This window comes from Streptomyces sp. NBC_00029 (assembly GCF_045160505.1).
Lineage (GTDB): Bacteria > Actinomycetota > Actinomycetes > Streptomycetales > Streptomycetaceae > Streptomyces.
Genome location: NZ_CP108292.1, coordinates 8,205,048 through 8,223,246, shown reverse-complemented (window position 1 = coordinate 8,223,246; position 18,199 = coordinate 8,205,048). Strand labels below are relative to the sequence as shown.

General features: G+C 73.8%; 16 protein-coding genes, 1 tRNA gene and 1 riboswitch. Of the genes, 4 read left to right on the top strand and 13 right to left on the bottom strand.

The genetic code is table 11. From position 1 onward, the window contains the following. Window positions 1-51: 51 nt before the first annotated feature. Window positions 52-125: riboswitch (cobalamin riboswitch) on the bottom strand. Between the two features lie 114 nt (window positions 126-239). After that, the gene (locus OG753_RS37850; protein WP_405792034.1) at window positions 240-476 is read left to right on the top strand and encodes a hypothetical protein; all 237 of its coding nucleotides are present in this window, start codon (window positions 240-242) and stop codon (window positions 474-476) included. Window positions 477-605: 129 nt separating this feature from the next. Here OG753_RS37850 and OG753_RS37845 read toward each other — a convergent pair. The 11 genes from OG753_RS37845 to OG753_RS37795 all read right to left on the bottom strand — a co-directional run bounded on the left by OG753_RS37845 (window position 606) and on the right by OG753_RS37795 (window position 12,644). Continuing rightward, window positions 606-679 (bottom strand) — tRNA-Trp (locus tag OG753_RS37845). A gap of 46 nt (window positions 680-725) precedes the next feature. Further along, entirely contained in the window at window positions 726-1,469 is a 744-nt protein-coding gene (locus OG753_RS37840) for an ankyrin repeat domain-containing protein (RefSeq protein WP_405792032.1), read from the bottom strand. A gap of 94 nt (window positions 1,470-1,563) precedes the next feature. Next, on the bottom strand, window positions 1,564-2,616 hold the full coding sequence (locus OG753_RS37835) for an NAD(P)/FAD-dependent oxidoreductase (RefSeq protein WP_405792030.1): 1,053 nt from the start codon (window positions 2,614-2,616) through the stop codon (window positions 1,564-1,566). Further along, entirely contained in the window at window positions 2,571-5,102 is a 2,532-nt protein-coding gene (locus tag OG753_RS37830) for a twin-arginine translocation signal domain-containing protein (protein ID WP_405792028.1), read from the bottom strand. The genes OG753_RS37835 and OG753_RS37830 overlap by 46 nt, the downstream gene beginning before the upstream one ends. 447 nt (window positions 5,103-5,549) lie before the next feature. Next, window positions 5,550-5,984 (bottom strand): nucleoside deaminase, encoded by a 435-nt coding sequence (locus OG753_RS37825; protein WP_405792026.1) that lies wholly within the window; start codon window positions 5,982-5,984, stop codon window positions 5,550-5,552. A gap of 118 nt (window positions 5,985-6,102) precedes the next feature. Beyond that, window positions 6,103-7,065 carry an FAD binding domain-containing protein gene (locus tag OG753_RS37820; RefSeq protein WP_405792024.1) on the bottom strand — a complete coding sequence of 321 codons (963 nt, stop codon included), beginning with the start codon at window positions 7,063-7,065 and terminating at the stop codon, window positions 6,103-6,105. Beyond that, window positions 7,062-9,626 (bottom strand): molybdopterin-dependent oxidoreductase, encoded by a 2,565-nt coding sequence (locus OG753_RS37815; RefSeq protein WP_405792022.1) that lies wholly within the window; start codon window positions 9,624-9,626, stop codon window positions 7,062-7,064. Before OG753_RS37815 ends, OG753_RS37820 begins: the two co-directional genes overlap by 4 nt. A 181-nt stretch (window positions 9,627-9,807) precedes the next feature. Next, window positions 9,808-10,200 (bottom strand): hypothetical protein, encoded by a 393-nt coding sequence (locus OG753_RS37810; RefSeq protein WP_405792020.1) that lies wholly within the window; start codon window positions 10,198-10,200, stop codon window positions 9,808-9,810. Continuing rightward, window positions 10,193-11,056 (bottom strand): heavy metal-binding domain-containing protein, encoded by an 864-nt coding sequence (locus OG753_RS37805; RefSeq protein ID WP_405792018.1) that lies wholly within the window; start codon window positions 11,054-11,056, stop codon window positions 10,193-10,195. The genes OG753_RS37810 and OG753_RS37805 overlap by 8 nt, the downstream gene beginning before the upstream one ends. 1 nt (window position 11,057) lies before the next feature. Continuing rightward, a complete protein-coding gene (locus tag OG753_RS37800) occupies window positions 11,058-11,930 on the bottom strand; it encodes a heavy metal-binding domain-containing protein (protein WP_405792016.1) in 873 nt (290 codons plus the stop codon). 156 nt (window positions 11,931-12,086) lie between these two features. Then, window positions 12,087-12,644, bottom strand: a complete 558-nt coding sequence (locus OG753_RS37795) for a hypothetical protein (RefSeq protein WP_405792014.1) — start codon at window positions 12,642-12,644, stop codon at window positions 12,087-12,089. 227 nt (window positions 12,645-12,871) lie between these two features. Here OG753_RS37795 and OG753_RS37790 point away from each other — a divergent pair, with 227 nt between their 5' ends. Both OG753_RS37790 and OG753_RS37785 read left to right on the top strand, forming a co-directional pair. Beyond that, the gene (locus tag OG753_RS37790) at window positions 12,872-14,197 is read left to right on the top strand and encodes a glycoside hydrolase family 18 protein (RefSeq protein ID WP_405792012.1); all 1,326 of its coding nucleotides are present in this window, start codon (window positions 12,872-12,874) and stop codon (window positions 14,195-14,197) included. A gap of 132 nt (window positions 14,198-14,329) precedes the next feature. Beyond that, the gene (locus tag OG753_RS37785; protein ID WP_405792010.1) at window positions 14,330-15,586 is read left to right on the top strand and encodes a serpin family protein; all 1,257 of its coding nucleotides are present in this window, start codon (window positions 14,330-14,332) and stop codon (window positions 15,584-15,586) included. On the opposite strand, the gene OG753_RS37780 is transcribed toward OG753_RS37785, so the two are convergent. Beyond that, the gene (locus OG753_RS37780) at window positions 15,552-16,556 is read right to left on the bottom strand and encodes a PfkB family carbohydrate kinase (RefSeq protein WP_327266276.1); all 1,005 of its coding nucleotides are present in this window, start codon (window positions 16,554-16,556) and stop codon (window positions 15,552-15,554) included. The two genes, OG753_RS37785 and OG753_RS37780, sit on opposite strands and share 35 nt — an antisense overlap. Window positions 16,557-16,558: 2 nt before the next feature. Continuing rightward, on the bottom strand, window positions 16,559-17,248 hold the full coding sequence (locus OG753_RS37775; RefSeq protein ID WP_405792008.1) for a bifunctional 4-hydroxy-2-oxoglutarate aldolase/2-dehydro-3-deoxy-phosphogluconate aldolase: 690 nt from the start codon (window positions 17,246-17,248) through the stop codon (window positions 16,559-16,561). Window positions 17,249-17,340: 92 nt separating this feature from the next. On the opposite strand from OG753_RS37775, the gene OG753_RS37770 reads away from it, so the two are divergent. Continuing rightward, on the top strand, window positions 17,341-18,138 hold the full coding sequence (locus OG753_RS37770; protein ID WP_405792006.1) for an IclR family transcriptional regulator: 798 nt from the start codon (window positions 17,341-17,343) through the stop codon (window positions 18,136-18,138). The last annotated feature ends 61 nt before the right edge of the window (window positions 18,139-18,199 follow it).

Here is an 18,199-nt window from a genome sequence, read left to right as displayed (position 1 = left end):
ATCCGCGTCCCCTGGTCGACGTGAAACTGCGAGCGGAGGCGGTGCGTCAGGGTCTGACTTCCGGTCGCCCGCGGGGGAACGACCGGTCACAGTGGCGGGACCGCACCGGAATCGCACCGGTTTCCTGTCCTGCACCGCCTGGGGTTACGCGGCCAGTCTGCCAGAAGGGGAGCAGGTCACCGGCCCCGAGGGGCCGGACGCGGCACCGGCGCAGGGGAACGGTCCTGGAGGATGGGCCCATGACCCTCATCGAACGCATCCTGATCTCACCCGGCGGGTACGCCCACTTGCCGCGTTCGTGTGTCCACTACGTCGACGACCTCCGCGCGGCCGGCTGGGGATGGATCAACGAACCGGATCCCCTGTACTGGGACCGCATCGCCGTCGACAACCCGGCACCGGCGACCAACGGCAACCTCGGCCTCACCGCCGACCGCCGTTGCACGCACTGCGAGAACGCGTTCCGCGCCGTGTGACGAAGCAGCGTGTGACGAAACGGCGTTCGACGAAACGGCCTCCGACGGAACTCCGTATGACGAAGCTCCGTGCACGGGACGACGCCCGGCGGGGAGGCAAACTCCCGGCCGGGCGTGCTGTCCGTAGGGCAGGGGCGGCAGGACTCGAACCTGCGACCATCGGTTTTGGAGACCGGTGCTCTGGCCAACTGAGCTACGCCCCTTCGGTGGAACCAACCTTGGCACGGCCGGATCCGGGGATCCACTCGATTAACCGCCCGGCCCGGATGCGAGTTCCGCACCGGTGTGGGCGCCGGATCCTTTCAGCCAGGCGATCAGTTCCGTGTGCTCACCGGTCAGCGCGATGTCGAGCGGGGTGAGCCGGTCGTATCCGATCCAGTCGATGTCCGCTCCGCGGGACAGGAGGTGTTGGGCGGTGGACAGCCGGCCGCCGTGGCAGGCCTGCCAGAACGCGCTGGTGACGTATTCGGCGAGGGCGTCCGCCGCCAGGAACTCCTCGACCCTGTCGAGGAGTCCGAGCGCTGCGGCCTCCTGCAGACCGGGCCGCGCCCCGAGCTCGACCAGCCGGCGCGCCGCCCGCCATTGCCCGAACCCGCACGCGTCGGTGAGCGGGGTCCCCCCGCCGAGGACCGCGCCCGGCGCCTCGAGGTCGGCCCCGGCGGCGACGAGAGCGTCGACGGCCGCCACATCGTCATTGCTGGCCGCCCAGTGCAACGGCGTCTCGGCGTGCGCCCCCACGAACCGCGCCCCGGGATCGGCCCCGGCGGCCACGAGGGTCCGGATCACCTCCGCGCCGTCGGGGTAGTGACCGGGCCAGTCGGTGGCGATGTGCAGCAGACTCCGCCCACCGGCCGCGGCACCGCGCTGGACGACGGTGACCCCGGCGAGTCCGGGCCGCGCGTCCAGGAGCTCCCGCAGCCCGGCCAGGTCTCCGCCCCGGATCGCTTCCGTGACGGCAACGGCGAGCGGGTCACCGGATGCGAGGGATTCCATGGTCCGTCCTTCTTCGGTTCCGGGTGCACTGTCGTGATCAGTATCGCGCGGCACCCGCAACCCCGTTGGCCTCCGTCCGACCCCGTCGCTGCCGTCAGCCGAAGCCGTGGGCGCCGAGCTCGGCGTAGCGGGAGGACAGGTGGGCCATGTCCCGTTCGGCGCCCTCGTGGAGCCAGTTCCGGTACGTGCCCGCCGCCTGTTCCGGCTCCAGGGTCCGGTCCGCGACGGCCGCGGTGAGCGAGCCTGCCGTCCAGCCGGACAGCAGGGCCCGCAGCACGCCGTGCGAGGACGACGGGTCCAGCAGCGCTCCCGCGTCGCCCACCACGAACCACCCGGGTCCTGCCGCCCTCGGGCACAACCGCCAGCTGACGTCGGCCGCCCGGGCGGCCCCCTCGGGGCGCAGCCCCGCGAATTCCGGTGGCGGCCCGGCGGGCGGGCGGCGCCGTTGTTCCGGTACGAGGTCCAGTCGCATCCACTGGTACCGCGCGGGTCCCACCCGCGCGGTCCAGGTCCAGCCGGAGTGGTCCGCGACGATCGCGGGAGCGGCGTCGCGCTCCGGGCAGGCCCCGGCCGCGTACCCGTAGCGGACGAGCAGCCGCGGCGAGCGCGGCGGCCCGGTCAGGCCCAGGGCGCGGCTGAGCCAGCGGGCCCTGCCGGTCGCGTCGATGACCGTACGGGTGCGCAGCGGCGGCTGCGGGCCGCGGAACCGGACTCCGGTGACGGTGCCTCCCCGCAGCACCGGCTCCATCACCCGGGAGCCGAGGCGGACGTCCACGCCCGCGCGCCGGGCCCGCTCCAGCAGCAGGGCGTCCAGCCGTTGCCGGTCCACCTGGAAGCCGTACCAGGGCCCGGCGGCGTCCCGCCCGAACGGCTGGAACCGGGGTTCCGTGCCCCAGCCGACGGTGATGCCCTCGTGCCGGGCCCGGACGGCATCGGCGAAGCCGTCGGGCAGCAGCCGGGCCAGCAGGGTCTCCGCGCCCGGGTGCAGGGCCTCGCCGGGGCGGGCCACGGGGCCGGCGGCGCGTTCGGCGAGGACCGTCCGCAGGCCGGCGGCGGCGCACACGATGGCCGCCGCGCAGCCGGCGGGGCCGGCCCCGGCGATCAGGACGTCCGCGTCGGTGCCGGGATCGAGGTGTCGCGTGTCCACGGTCCTCCGTCCCTGCGCAGCAGGACGGTCCGGCCGTCGGTGTAGGCCGTGACGTCCTGGGTGATCTCCACCAGCACCTTCTGGATGTCGGCGGGGTCCCTGCGCTCGGTCCCGGGCCGGTAGACGCGGAAGCGGTAGCGTCGCGGGCCGCTCAGGCGTCCGCCGGCGGCCTGCTGGGCCCGGGCGAGTTCCTCGTCGCCGGCCTCGGCCACGGTGAACGACAGCACGGCCCAGGCGGACTTGGCCTTGAGGATCTCGATCACGGCCCGGTCGCCGAACCGGGCCGTGAAGTCCGGGTCGTGGATTCCGAGGCTCCAGTAGACCGCCGACATGGCCAGGACCCGTGCCTTGGTCTCGGCGAGGTCGACGCGGGCGGTGAGGTGGGCGGTCAGCCGGTCCTGGGTGGTGATGTAGTCGGCGCGGTCGATGTCCTGGTAGGCCGCCACCGGCCGGCCGTCCACCGTCCTGACCTCCGGGCCGCGGATGCCGTCCCACGGCAGCCGGCCGAGGCCGCGCACCTCCTGCATGCCGATCTCGGTGTCGGTCATGGGGACGATCGTCGGCCACGGGTAGGGGAAGCCGGGTGCGTCCTTGAGCGGGGTGAAGGTGCGGGTCGCGTCCGGGGCCACCGACGGCCAGTAACTGCCCAGTGCCGCGCACAGCTTCGCGTCCTCCAGGAAGGGGGTGCCCAGGCTGTACGCCTGCATGTAGCGCTGGAGCGGGGCTCCGGGCTCGTTGTAGACCAGGCCCTGGCTGACCTCCCAGCCCGGGTCGGTCACACCGGCGGCCGCGTCCGGCAGCCCCGTGTAGCGGCCGCGCGCGTCGTCGGGAAGGGGGCGGGCCACCGGGTCGCCGGGGGCCGGCGGGCCGACGACGGCGGTGAGGGTGTCGTCGTAGATGTCGAAACCCTTGGGGAGGGTGATGTCACCGGCGAACCGGAACTCCGAGAGGGCGCGCGGCGGTACGGCCCACAGGGCGGCCCGGGTCTGTTCCGGGACGGAGGTGCGCCACCATGCGGCGAGGTCGTGCTGGTTGACGTGCGGGAAGAAGTCGGGCGGGGCGACGCTGCAGAAGGCGGGCTTGAAGGTGTCGATCTCGGAGCCGAGCTGCGGGCACTCGACGGAGACGAAGCCGTCGCCGGCGAAGTCGATCCAGTGCTGGGCCCGGTAGCCACCCGTGCGGATGATGGTGTCCATGTCCGGGTTGAGGTTGAGGTCCTCGAGGCGGCCGTCGTCGTGGAGGCGGTGGCGGATGTTGACGTACTCGGGCGACCGGCGGTCGTTGTCGGGGGCGGCGCCCTCCATGTAGGTGGGCTCGGTCTCGACCGCGCCGGGGATCAGCTGGGCGGAGGAGAAGTAGAGGATGCCCGGATCCTGGACCAGGTCGGCGGAGACGTTGAAACTGAGCCACTCCCCCTTGAACTTGGCGCGGCCGGCGAAGGGGTGGGGTTGTGGGGCGAGGACGCCGGTTCCCTGGGCCTGCTGCGGGGGCAGCAGCGAGGCGATCCTGTCGCCCCGGATGGTGAAGGGGAAGGCGTCGAGGTCCTTGCCCGTCCACTCGGTGGGGTAGCCCTGTTCCCGGAGGAAGAGGTGCATCCGCTTGAGCTTCTCGTTGACCAGGCGGGAGTCGAGGGAGAGGGTCAGATCGAGGCCTTCGAGGCATTCCCGGCCGGGGAAGAGCTTGTGCAGGGGCACCCAGAAGGAGCGTTCGTCGTCGCCGGTGACGACGTCCCGGGGGCCGAACAGCCGGGGGTCGGCGCCGGTGACCTGCATGGCGAGGTACGGGGCGAAGCGCTGGGGCACGGTCCGGAAGACGAACGGCTGCTTCGGCTCCAGCGAGGTGAACTGGCGGCTGCGGGCGTCGTAACGGGGGCCGATGGTGCCCATGCGGGTGATGCCGGTCCGGGAGAAGCAGAGGTCGGCGTGGCGCCCGTGGACGGAGCCGGTGGCGTCGCGGTAGTCGAGCGCGAAGACGACGACGCCGAGGGGGTTCTCACCGGCGGTCTCCCGGAGCCGGTCGAGGGTGGGCGGGCGGACCCCGTAGACGTAGTTCTCGACGGCCTCGATCTCGGCGAGCGTGGGGAAGCCGCCCAGGGTGCGGCCGCGGCCGTCGGTGAGGACGGCCGCGGAGGCGAAGGCGTGGTAGAGGAGGCTGCGCGCGGGGTTGCCGGGCTCGATGCCGCGGGCGGGGAGCGTCGGGGCGAAGTCGCCGAAGCCGGGTACGGAGCGGTCGAGTTCGGGCACCGGCTTGGCGAGCTCGGCGGCCAGGTCGGGGGCGCCGATGTCGAGGATTCCACGGGTGACGGTGCGCAGGAGCGTGCGCCAGCCCTGGCCGGCGAGGCGGGCGCAGGCATCGGCGACGGCGTCGGCCAGGGGTCTGGAGGCGGGCGCGGCCACGGCCCCGTACTGGACGGTGAGCCCGGGGAACCCGAGCAGGAGCCCGCCGGCGGCGGCCCCCTTCATGACATCGCGCCGTGTGAGCTCCACGCCGTCCGCCTCCTGTTTGCGTACCGGACTTGCCCCGCCGACCGGTGATTCTGACGGCAGGGGGCCGGGCGGCCCGCGCACGACGCGGGATTGCGTCCGAACGGGTCAGGAGGAGCCTGTCGGGTGGGACCGACCGGACCCGTGACGGGCGACCCCGAAAATGATTCGCCCCCGGCGGACGACGCCCCTACCTTGAGCGCAGCGGGGTCGCGCGCAGTCCCGCAGGGTGTGGAGCCGTGGCAGAGCGGCCCATTGCGATCGTCGTGGGTGGGGTCCCGCTCACGACGACTGACGGAGACGGGGCGGACCTGCCCCCATCTGTCCGCGGGTTCAAATCCCGTCGGCACCGCACCCGCCCCGACCCGACCCGCCACAACGCGGCGGCCCACCGACGCAGGAGCCCCGCTCCACCCGGTCGCCGGGGGGTGCGGGGCTCCGTCGCGTGGGTCATGGCCGGTAGTAGGCGTCGATCGGGGCGCGCGCCTCGTCGAACAGGGCCGGGCCCAACTGTTCCACAGTCGGCCAGGCCCCCGACTGCGGGTTGAGTTCCACGAGTTGATCCGTGGAGAGCGCGTGGACGACCCGGCCCAGACCGGAGCGGACGATGGCGCCGCCGCACATGGCGCAGGGCTCGCAGCTCGTGTACATGGTGGTGTGTGCGGCCGTGTCCGGGTCCAGTTCGCGGGCCGCCCAGCGGGCGAGTTTCAGTTCCGGGTGGGCGGTGATGTCGTTGTCGCGGCGCACCGTGTTGTGGGCCTCGGCGAGGATCGCGCCGTCCGGGCCGGCCAGCAGGGAGCCGTACGGTGCGTCGCCCAGGGCGACGGCGTTGGCCGCGACGGCGATGGCACGCCGCAGGAAGGCCTCGTCGACGGTGGTGATCATGATGGAGTCCTCCGATGTGCGGCCACGGTGGTGAGCGCCTGCCAGGCCGCCCGGGGCCTGCGGGTCTCCTCCGGATCTCCGCCTGAGTGCCTGCGGACCACCGGCGACGAATGGTCTGCTAGACGGCGCCGGCCGGGCCGACGGCCCGTTCCAGGACCTCCAGGACGGTGTCCCTGAACAGCTTGGCCTTGTATCCGGTCTGCGGCAGCGGCCGGCAGCGGGCGAGGACCGTCGCCGCGGCTGCGGCGAGGCAGTCGGGGGTGGCCTCGCGGCCGGCGAGGGCGGCCTCCACCTCCGTGAGCCGCAGCGGTACGCGGGCCACCCCGCCCGCCGCGACGGCGGCGTGCGTGATCGTGGAGCCGTCGAGCACGAGGCGGGCGGTGGCCTCGACCAGGGGCCATTCGGCATGGGCACGGCTGATGGCCCGGTGGCAGGCGGCGCGTTCGCCGGGCAGCGGTGCGGGCAGGTGGACCGCGGTGAGGATGCGGTCCGGCGGCAGCAGGTGGTCGCCGTGGGAGAGCCGGTCGCCGTCCCCGTACAAGTCGGCGACGCCGCGCGGGGATTCGCCGTGGACCTGGACCTCGGCATCGTAGGTGAGCAGGGCCATCGCCAGGGTGGACGGGTGCGGGGCGACGCACGGACCGTCGCCGCTGACCACGCCGAAGTGGTGGTCGCCCTGGCGCGCCGGGCAGCCGGTGCCGCCCTTCTGGAGGCAGCTGAAGTGGGGGTTGCGGTAGTACCAGCACCGGTTGCGCTGCAGCAGGTTGCCGCCCACGGTGCCGGCGGAGCGGATCTGCGGAGTGGCCGCGGTCCCGGCCGACAGGGCCACGGCCGGCCAGCCGGCCCGTACGTGCGGATCCGCGGCCAGCTCGGCAAGGGTCGTCAGGGCGCCGATCCGCAGGCCGCCGCCGGGCAGTGCCGTGCAGCCGCGCAGGTGGCCGGCTCCGCCGAGGTCGGTGAACGGCCCCGGGGAAACTCCGCTGCGCTGCCGGGCAGTGGTGTCGGTGCCACCGGCGCGCAGCTCCCCGCCACGCGACAGGACGGCGGCCGAGAGGTCGGTGAGGGCGGTCTCGGTGCTCACGTACCCAGTCCTTCCAGGAGCCGGTCGGGGCGGATGGGCATGTCGTAGGGGCGCCAGCCGGTGGCGTCGTGGACCGCGTTGGCCAGGCAGGCCGCGGTGGGCAGGGTCGCGATCTCGCCGAGGCCGACTCCACCACCGGGCACGTGCTCGAAGCCCTCCTGATGGAAGTGGATCGTGATCTCGGGGGTGTCGCCGATGCCGGGGATGCGGTAGTCCTCCAGGTTCTCGGTGAGAACCCGCCCGGTGGCCGGGTCGGTGCGCCGTTCCTCGTAGAGGGCGTAGCCGACGCCCTGGACGACGGCCCCCTGGCACTGGTTGCGGGCCAGGCGGTCCTCGTGGATGCGGCCCGCGGCGATGCCGCTCCACACGCTCAGCGGACGGATCCGACCGAGCCGTGTGTCCACCTCGACCTCGGCGACCTGCACCGATCCGGTGAAGCCGCGGCCGATCACGATCCCGCCCATGGTGAAGGGGGTCACGAATCCCCGGCGGTCGCGGGGGCGCCGGCCGGTCACCCGTACCCCGTGCGCGGCGGCCAGCCGGGGGGCGACGTCACCGCCGCCGAGCGCTTCGCGCAGCCGGGCGGCGGCGTCCGCGGCGGCGGGCACGAGGGAGGGCGTGGTGCGGCTGCCGCCCGAGGTGGGGCCGTGGACGGTATCGCTCCGGCCGACCTCGGCGCGTACCCTCCCCTCCGGCAGGCCGAGCCCGGCGGCGACGGCCCGCCGCAGCACGGTGCGCGAGCCCGTGCCCATGTCCTGGACGGCGCAGCGGGCGACGACCACCCCGTCCTCGACGGTGAGTTCGACCTCGGTGACGGGATCGAGGAAGTACAGCCAGTTGGCCGCCGCGACGCCGACGCCGCGGCGGAACCGCCCGGTGCCGCCGCGGGGGCCCGACCAGACGGGAAGCGCGGCGGCCCGGTCGTAGAGGGCGTGCCGCTTGGGGTTGCCGTCCCAGCGGCGGCGCAGGGCGATCGGGTCCTGGCCGAGCCGGTGGGCCATCTCGTCGACGGCCTGTTCCAGGGCCCAGCACATGGTGGGTCCGCCCGGACCGCGGAAGGGGGCGCCCGGAGGCCGGTGGGTGACCGTGTCGAAGTCACGGAGCCGACGGGGGGCTTTCCCGTACATGAAGCGGGCCAGGGCCGCCACGGTACCGCCGACCGAGATGCCGCCGTCGGTGTCCGCGTCCATGGCCAGTGCGCTGAGTCCGCCCGCTGCGTCCGCGACCATGGCCAGCCGGATCCGGGCGCCGGGCCGGTATCCGCCGTCGGTGAGTTCCTCGTCCCTGTCCAGCACCACGCGCACCGGGGCGCCGTGCAGCCGCGCGAGCTCGACCGCGGCCACGACGTCGGAGGTCAGACCCATCTTGCAGCCGAAGCCGCCGCCTACGTGGACGGCCCGCGCCACCACCCGTTCGACGGGCAGACCGAAGCGCTCGGCGGCGAGCTCGGCCGTGTGCTTGACCGACTGTGTGGACACGTCCAGGTGGAGGGTGCCGTCGATCCACTGGGCCAGGCAGGCGTGCGGTTCGAGCGGGGTGTGGGTCTGGGCGGCGGTGGTGAAGACGCCCTCGACCACCCGCTCGGGGGTGCGGCTGCGGGCCTCGGTGATGCGGCGCACGGCCGTGGCGGGGCGCTTGCTCATGGCGGACGGGCCCCGCAGGTTGCCGCGCCACCGGGCGGGCACCAGTTGGGGGGTCTCGCCGGAACCGGGCGCCCGTTTGCGCGCCGTCTTGTCCTCGTAGACGAGGGGGCCCTCCCCGGTTCGGGCCCGGCGAGGGTCCAGGGCCGCCGGCAGCACCTCGTAGTCCACCGTCACCCGTGCGGCCGCCGCCCGTGCGGAGGCCCGGTCGGGCGCCGCGACCGCGGCCACCGGCTGCCCGGCGTACCGCACCACGCCGTCGGGGGGCAGCAGCGGCACCAGCGGCAGGTCCCCGGCCTCCAGGGAGCGTACGTGCGCATGCGCGTGCGGCGAGCGGATGATCACCCCCTCCAGCAGCCCTTCGGGGCGCAGGTCCGTGGTGTACCGGGCCGATCCGTCGGTCTTCTGCGGGGCCTCGGCGCGCGGGACCGCGGGCGCCTCCCCGCCGGCCGGCTCCGTGTCGTAGTCACCGGCGCAGGCCGCGGCCACCGCGCTGAAGATTCCCTCGTACGCACCGCACCGGCACAGGTGACCCGCGAGTGCGTCGGCGATCGGCTCCCGCCCCGGGCGGGTGCGGCCGTGGGCGGCCCGCCACCGTTCGAAGAACGCCGCCGCCCCGACCACGAACCCGGGTGTGCAGTAGCCGCACTGGAGGGCGTCCTCGCCGGCGAAGGCACGCCCGACCGGGTGGCCGGACAGGCCCTCCACGGTCGTCACCTGTCGTCCGGCCAGTGCGACCGCCGGTGTCAGGCAGGACACGCGGGGCTCGCCGTCGACCTGGATCGTGCAGGCCCCGCACACCCCGCCCGAGCAGACCAGCTTGGTGCCGGTCAGCCCCAGCCTGTCCCGTACCACCTCCACGGCGGCCGGGTCGTCTTCCACGTCCACCGCGTGCCGGATGCCATTGACCTCGAACTCCACGAGGGGTTCTCCTCACCGCGGGATGGCGTCTGACGGGCCTCGCGCCCGTCTTCACGCTCCTTGATATCCCGCTCACGGCTCCGGCGCAGTTCGGCGACCGCATCGGGTCAGGTACGCCGCCAGGCCCCCTGTCAGGGCTCAGGTCAGTGGACAGGTCCGGGCACGGGTCAGTAGGGCACAGTCAGGCCAGGAAGCGCTCCACGGCCTCGCGGGCGCGGGCGCTCGAGGCCGCGGCGTCCGCCAGAGCGCGGGCCAGGGCATCGATCCACTCGTCGAGTTCCACCCGGCGCCGCGAGAGCACGATGCCCCGCACCTCGTGGCAGATCTCCCCGGTCACCCGGCCGTGGTCCATCCTCAGCAGGAGCCGCTGCTCTCCGAGCACGACGTCCAGTTCGTCGACCGAACCCGCGCGTCCGGCCACCCGTTCCGCGAAGGAACGTCTGCGTCCGACCCGGACGGCGCCGGCGGGCAGGGAATCCGCCAGCTTCGCGGTCAGCACGTTCGCGTAGAGGTTCAGGTCCGTGCTGTCCTGGCGCAGCGCCGCGGCCAGCAGCTCCACTTCCGGCTCAGGCATCGAGGCTCAGCACCATGGCCGGTCGGTCGATGACGTGGTCGTCGCGGAGCGGGCGCACCGCCGTCCCGATGGCGAAGAACTCGGTGGTGTGCCCTCCCCAGGTATGGGAGTGCTGCCGCAGCTGCACTGCCACGATGCCTTCGGCCTCCAGCGCCTGGCCCTCGGCCCGCATGCGGCTCATCGCCAGGTCGCGCGCCTCGTAGAGGGCCTGGGTGAAGGGCTCGATCTCGACGTTGCGGCCCGCGTTGCTCAGCACTTGGGTGAAGCGCTGGTGCGCCACGTGGTAGACGCACGACCCCATGACGAGGTCCAGGGGCGCGTATCCGGCGCGGATCAGCGTCCAGAATTCCTGGCCCGACAGGTCCGAGGTGAACGGCTTGCCCTTGTTGTTGAGCCATGTCCCGCCCGGTCCCGGGTCCGCGCCGTCGGCTTTCACCGCCGTGCCGACCGCGATGAACTCGGCGATGTCCGATCCGAACTCCTTGAACTCGATGTCCAGCCGCACGCCCACGATCCCGTCCGCCCCCAGAGCGCTCGCCTCGGCCTCCATCCGGCTCATCGCGAGCTCGCGCGCCTCGTACATGGCCTGTGACAGCTTGGTCAGCTCCTGGTTCTTCGACCACCGGCCGAGCTGGAGGCCGACATGGTAGACGGAGGAGCCGAGGACCAGGCCGAGCGGGCGGAAGCCCGCCTCGCGCACCAGCAGGAACTCGTTCACGGACAGGTCCGAGGTGAAGAACGAGCCCTTCTCCCCCGGCTGGAGCTGCGCGAGCCGCCGCATCGCGTCCAAGGCCGTGTCCTGCGCTGCCGGCCGGGCAGCTTCCCCGTTCGCTTCCAGCCCCGTTCGTTCGGTCATGTCAGTGCTCGCGCTCCAGTCTCATGATGGTCAGTGGTCCGGCGCCGGCGGGCCGCGCGGAGCGGCCGAACCGGACGATGGAGGTGCCGACGAAGACCGCCTCCGCGCTGAGGTCTCGCGTCGATCCGTACGTGGGGCACTCGCTCTCGCTCACGCTCAGATCCATGTCGTCCACCACCAACCCGTCGCCGCCGTGCTTCGCCGCGTCGAGGACGAGCTGCTTGCGGGCATCGCGGCGGGCGTGGCCGATCAGCTGGGTGTAGCCGTCGACCTCCTGGTTCCCGGTGGCGCCGGGGATCCGGAGCGAGGTGCGCCAGTCGTCGTGCCGGGTTGCGAGGGCGATGCCGAAGGCGAGTTGGGCGGGAACCCATCCTGCGTGCAGGAGCTTGGCGAAGTCCTGACCGCCCAGATGTGACGTGAAGGGCGTGCGCGGCCGGATGCGGGAGCGGGCGCGGACCGCGGTGCCCAGCGCGGTGAACTCCATGCTCCCTGCCGAAAACCCGCCGACCTGCAGCTCGACGCCCACGATCCCGTCGCCGCCGAGGGCGCCGCATTCGGCCACCGCGCGGGACAGGGCCAGCCTGCGGGCCCGGTACATCGTCCTCACCACCTGCGACGAGGACGCCGCCCACCTCGGCGACGGAACCACGCCATCGCCCGTGACCGACCAGTTGCCCGGGCATTCCCAGCCGCCCGCGGACCCGATGTTGAACACGGCGGCGCCGAGCACCTGCCCGACCGGATCGAACCCGGCACCGCTGATCGCGGTGAACTCCTCGGACGACAGCGCCGAGTCCCAGGTGCCGTCCGACCGCGGTCCTGCCGCCCCGCCGGCAGCGGCGCCCGGCGGACCGGTGTCTCGTCGCGGTGCCATCGGCTCCTGCCCTCGGTCTCTCGGCCCACCGCACGGTTCACGTCGGCATTTCGGCAGATTACGCCATCGAAGGAACCGGTGCGAGAGTGATCACTGGCTCCAACTGATCTGATGCCCCTGGCCCTTGGACCGTCGGGACGCACACCCCTTCCGCGACTACTTCCTCCTCGTCCGGAGGAAGCGCGGCAGGCGTGGCAGGCGCGACGGACGCGGAGCGTCCTCGGGGCGGGGCCGCGGGTTGAGCTCATGCTCCACCACCGGATGCGGGCACCAGGTGATGTCGCGTACGCGGTCACCCGGGATGCCCAGGATGTCGACGAGCTCCGCGAGGGCCGCCTCGCCGTCGGTGTGCCGACGGTCGAGCCACACGGTGACGCCCGTGTCCTCCACCTCGGTGAACTGACTCAGGACGAAGAAGTGCCGGCCCAGTCGGAACGTGGCGACGTCCACTTGACCGAGGTCTTCCCAGCTCTGCTCCACCAGCAGCACCAGCCTGGCCGCGTACGCCTGCAGGGGTGGCGGAAGCACACCGATCGGCCGGTGGGAGAGGGCCACCGAATCCCACATCCCGTACTGCAGCGCCGGATTCGGGTTCGCCTGGTACTCGGGCGCGGGCCGCCAGTCGGGCTCCGGCCCGGGCACCGCCACCGGCTCCCATCTCCTCAGCGGCCGGTGGCCGTCCGGCTCGTCCCCTGCGAACACGCGCCCGCTCATCCCCGCCCCGTCTTCGACCCGCTCCCCGGCGCACATCATCCCAGGCCGAAAGTTTCATCACCCCTCCGGCTCCCCGCATCCGGCACCGAACCGGCCGGTGGAGGCTGGCGCTCCCGCGGAGGGCGAGTTTCGGCCGCCCCCTTGACCGCTCTGGTCCAGACCAATAGTTTCCGGCATGCACCGCGCACGCGCACACGCCCCGCTCCCCGCATCCGCAAAGGAAGCCCATGCGCCGCAGCATGCTCGGCAGACTGGCCGTCGCCGCCTGCTCCCTCTCCCTGCTGACCGCCTTCGCGCCCGCCGCGGCCGCGCAGGCCGAAGGCGGCGGCCACGACCGCCCGTACAAGAAGGTCGGCTACTTCACCCAATGGGGCGTCTACGGACGGGACTTCCAGGTCCAGGACCTGGACGCGAACGGCTCCGCCGGAAAGCTCACCCACATCAACTACGCCTTCGGCAACGTCAGTCCGCAGGGCAAGTGCTTCACCGGCAACGTGCCCGGCGAGGCCGACGCCTGGGCCGACTACGTGCGTCCGCTCGATGCCGCGAACTCGGTCGACGGGGTCGCCGACACCGGCGAGCAGCCGCTCGCCGGCAACTTCAACCAGCTGCGCGAGCTCAAGGCCAAGCACCCCGGGCTCAAGGTGCTGATCTCGCTCGGCGGCTGGAGCTGGTCCACCCACTTCTCGGACGCCGCGCTCACCCCGGCCTCCCGCAAGGCCTTCGTCGAGTCCTGCATCGACCTCTACATCAAGGGCAACCTCCCGCAGGACGGCGCCCGCGGCGGCGCGGGCGCGGCGGCCGGTGTGTTCGACGGGATCGACCTCGACTGGGAGTGGCCCGGCTCCGCCGGTGACACGGACACCAAGTTCAGGCCCGAGGACAAGCGCAACTTCACCGCCCTCGTCAAGGAGTTCCGCACACAGCTCGACGCCTACGCGCGCAGCCAGAAGAAGGCCAAGTACGAGCTGTCCGCCTTCGTCCCGACCGCGCCCGCCAAGATCGACGCGGGCTTCGACGTCCCCCGGATCATGCGCGACCTGGACTTCGTGACCCTCCAGGGCTACGACTTCCACGTGTCCGGCGAACCGAGGACCGCCCAGCAGTCCGCGCTCCACGCCCGGGGCGACTTCAGCGTCGACGGGACGGTGAGCGCCTGGCTCCGGCGCGGCGCCCCCGCGAAGAAGCTGGTGATGGGCATGCCGTTCTACGGGCAGGGCTGGACCGGCGTCAGCGGTGGCGGGGACGGCATGGGGCAGCCCGCCACGGGTCCGGCGCCGGCCACCTGGGCCGCCGGGTACGAGGACTACAAGGCGCTGAAGAAGCTGGCCGACTCCGGTACCTACACGGTCCACCGGGACCGGCGCGGCGGCCACGCCTGGCTGTTCGACGGCACCACCCTGTGGACGTACGACGACCCGCAGGTGCTGCGAGCCAAGACCGGGTACATCCGCGCGCACGGCCTCGGCGGTGCGATGGTCTGGTCGCTCGACGCGGACACCGCCGACGGAGAGCTGATGACAGCCGTCGACCGGGGTCTGCGCGGCCGCTGACCGGGCCCGCCTCGGCACTCCCGCCTGCGCCGGGCGCCACCTCCGACCGGCGCCGCCGGGCCGCGGAATTCCATCCGGCCCGGCGGCGCCCCTCCACGTGCGCTCCCCGTCCGCCCGTCTACGCTCCACCGCATGAGGAACTCGACGATACGGGCGGTCAACCGTCTCGCGACGCGCTGGGCCATGCAGGCCCCTGCCGGCGACGCGGGCACCGTCCACGCCGCCGCCGGGGTCTGGCCGCTGCTCGCCCTGCTCGCCGACGGCGCGGCCGGGCCGGCCCGCGACGAGCTGGCGCAGTCGCTCGGCCTGCCCGCCCGGGCCGCAGCCGGGGCGGCGCGGGAGCTGCTGGCCGCACTGGCGGACGTACGGGGTCTGCAGACGGCGACGGGACTGTGGACCAGGGCCGAAGTCCCGCTGGACGACGTCTGGTCGGCGAAGCTCCCGGCGGGCGCCCGGGGAACGCTGACCGGTGTCCCGGACGCCGACGGGAAGGTCCTGGACACGTGGGCGGCGGAGCGGACCGGCGGGCTGATCGAGCACGTACCGGTGTCGTGGCCCGAGGACACCCGGCTCGTCCTGGCCTCCGCGCTCGCGCTCCGGGTGCGGTGGGCCGCCCCCTTCAAGGAGGCGAAGGAGGCGAAGGAGGCGAAGAAGGTCAACAGAACCAATGAGGCCAAGGGGCCGAACGGGGCATCCGCGATGGAGGCCGAGGGCCCCTGGGCAGGGCGGGCCCTGCGGCGCCTGTCGCGGACCACCTCTTCGCTGGACGACGTCCGGGTGGCCGGCGGGCCTGCCGGAGCCGTGACCGTCCTGGAGGTGGCCGGCACCGAGGACGTGGACGTGCACCTCCTGCTCGGCGGGGAGCGGACACCGCCACGCGAGGTGCTGGCGACCGGTCTCGCCGTCGTCACCGGCGACGCACCCTCCGTCGCAGGCAACGCGCTCCCCGACGGAACCCCGGGCCCCGGCCTGGCGATCCGCACCGTGGTCACGTACGTCCCGGGGGACCTGCTGAGCGTCTCCACCGTGGCCTTCTCCCTGCGCACCGAGCACGATCTGCTCGACCACGCGCCACTCTTCGGGCTGGAGAGCGCCACCGACGAGACGTCCGCCCACTTCCCCGGCATCAGTTCCGAGCCGCTGGCGATCGGTTCGGCCCACCAGGCCGCGACGGCCCGTTTCCACGCGGCGGGGTTCGAGGCGGCGGCCGTCACCGCCGTCGTGGCGCGGCCCGGCACCGGCGCACCGCCCCGCGGGAAGCACCGGGTCCGCCGGGCCGAGGTCCGCATCGACCGGCCGTTCGGCTTCCTGGCGGTCCACCGGGCCTCGCGGCTGGTCCTCGCCGCGGGCTGGGTCACCGAGCCGGAGACGACTGCCCCGGAGGGCTGATCCGCCGGTGGGCGGCGGCCAGTGCCGCCGTCTCGCCGAAGGCGGGGACGTGCCCGGTGCCGCCGCGGCCGGAGACCGAGAGGGAGGCTGCCGCCGTGCCGTACGCCACGGCGTCCTCGAGGCAGTCGCCGAGGGCGAGCCGGGCGGTGGTGGTGCCGGTGAAGCAGTCGCCCGCCCCGGTCGCATCCACCGGGGCGGCGTTGACGGGCACCGACCGGTACGCCGCCCGCGTGCCGTCGTCCAGCAGGATCCGGCCGGCGCCCGCGGTGACCGCGACCGTACGGGCGCCCAGCGCGCGGCAGCGTGCGGCGGCGGTGCGCGGGTCGGCGGTGTCCACGAGGGCCTGCGCGTCGGCCGGACAGGAGGTCTTGAGCAGCCCGGTCAGCGGAGCGATCCGGGCCAGCAGCTCGCGGGCCTCGGCCCGGCCGGTGAGCCGGGAGCGGAAGTTGGGGTCGTACGTCAGGTGCCCGCCGGCCCCGTGCACGAGGTGGGCGGCGGCCAGGACGGCGTCGTGGCTGCTCGGCGACAGGGCGCCGGTGATGCCGCTGGTGACGAGCGCGCCGCAACGGGTCAGCAGCTCGCGCCAGGAGGCCACGTGCCGGGGTGCGAGGGTGGAACCGGCGCTGCGGGTGCGCCAGTAGACGAACTCGCGGTCGCCGTCGGTGTCGGCGGAGAGCAGGTAGGCGCCGTTGGGGTGCGGGGCGCGGCGGACGTGGGAGACGTCCACACCGAGCCCGGCGGCCCGGCGCAGCAGCGGGACGCTGAGTTCGTCGTCGCCGACCACGGCGAGCAGGGCGGTGCGGGCACCGGCCGCGGCCGCGGCGGCCGCCGCGTTGAGGGCGTCCCCGGAGTAGGAGATGCGGGCCGGGGTGCCGTCGGCGGCCTCGCGCAGGGCGGTGCCCGCGTGGATCTCGACCAGGACCTCACCGAGTACAAGGACGTCGTAGTCGGTGGCGGGCCTTCCGGACACGGTCAGCGCCCCGCGGCGGCGTCGTGGGGCGCGCGGCGCGGCGCGTCCGCATCCCCATCCGCATCCGCATCCGCATCCGCGTCCACACCCGCGAACACGGCGGCCAGTTCGCCCGGGTCGGACGGCAGTCCGTCCCCGATGCCGACGGCCGTCGCGCCCGCGGCCAGCCACCCGGGGACCTCGGCGGGCCGGATGCCGCCGGTCGGGATGATCACCGCCGCGGGCAGTACCGCCCTGAGGGAGCGGACGAATCCGGGGCCGCCCACGTGAGCGGGGAAGACCTTGGCGGCGCCGGCGGCGCGGACGGCGGCGGCGACCTCTCCGGGGGTGAACCCGCCCTCGATGAAGACGGCTTCGCGGCGTACGGCGACGGCGCGCACCTCGGGGGCCGGGTACGGGGAGATCAGGAAGGCGGCGCCCGCGTCCAGGGCGGTCTCGGCCTGCGCGGTGGTGGTGACGGTGCCGACGCCGATGAGGGCGCTGCGGCCGTGGACGTCGTTCAGCGGGGCCGTGCGGGTGACGGCCCCGGCCCAGCCGGGGGTGGACGTGGTCAGCTCGACCGCGCGGCAACCGGCGGCGAGGAGGGCGGTGGTGCGGCGGACGGCCTCGTCGGCGTCGGAGTTGCGCAGGACCGGCAGCACGCGCTGGGCGGCCAGCACCGCGTACAGGTGGCCGGACGGGTGATCGGGCATCGCGGGACCCCTCCCCTGCGTTCCACGTAGTGGAACGGCGTACCGTATGACGGAACCATGTGGTCTAGACCCTACACACGCCAGGAGTGCTCGTGTCAACGGATGAAGCAGCCCCGGGCGCGACGGGCGTCCGCCCGGGCCGGACCTCGGCCGCCGGCTCCGCCCTGGAGAAGTCCCTGCGCGTCCTGGAGGCGGTCGCCGCGCCCGGCGGACCGCACCGGCTCGCCGAGCTGACGGCCGCGGCCGCCGTGCCCAAGTCGAGCACCTTCCGCATCCTGGCCTCACTGGCCGAGCAGGGCTTCGTGCGCCGGGAGGCCGACAGCCGGTACGGGGTGGGGCCGCGGCTGCGCGGACTGTCCGCCCTCGTCGGCGCCGGGGAGCCGGCCAGCATCGGGCGCATCCTCGGCGGACTCCGGGAGGCAACCGGCCAGACAGTCCATCTCGCCCTGCACACCGGGGAGACCATCACCTGCATCCGCAAGCTGGAGGGCGGGGAGGACCAGCCCTTCCGCACCGCGTCCCGTGTCGGCATGCGCATGCCCCTGCACACGACGGCGATCGGCAAGAGCGTCCTGGCGCACCTGCCCGCCGAGGAGGTGCGGGACCTGATCGGCGCCACCGGGCTGCCGCGCCGGACCCCGCAGACGCTCACCACCGAGCGGGCCCTGTACGCCCAACTGGCGGAGGTCCGGGCCCGGGGCTTCGCCCTGGACGACGAGGAGAACGAGCCCGCCATCCGCTGCATCGGCGCCGCGATCCTCGGTCCGGCGGGCCGGCCGGTCGGCGGGGTCAGCGTCACCGCCGTCACCTTCCTGGTCTCCCGGGAGGAGATCCAGGCGTACGCACCAGCCCTGGGCTCAGCCGCGGAGGCCCTGGCTCCGCTCCTCTGACCCCCGGTCGGCGGCCCGGAACTTTCCTCAGGAAGATTCTTCCGGATAACTGTTATCGACG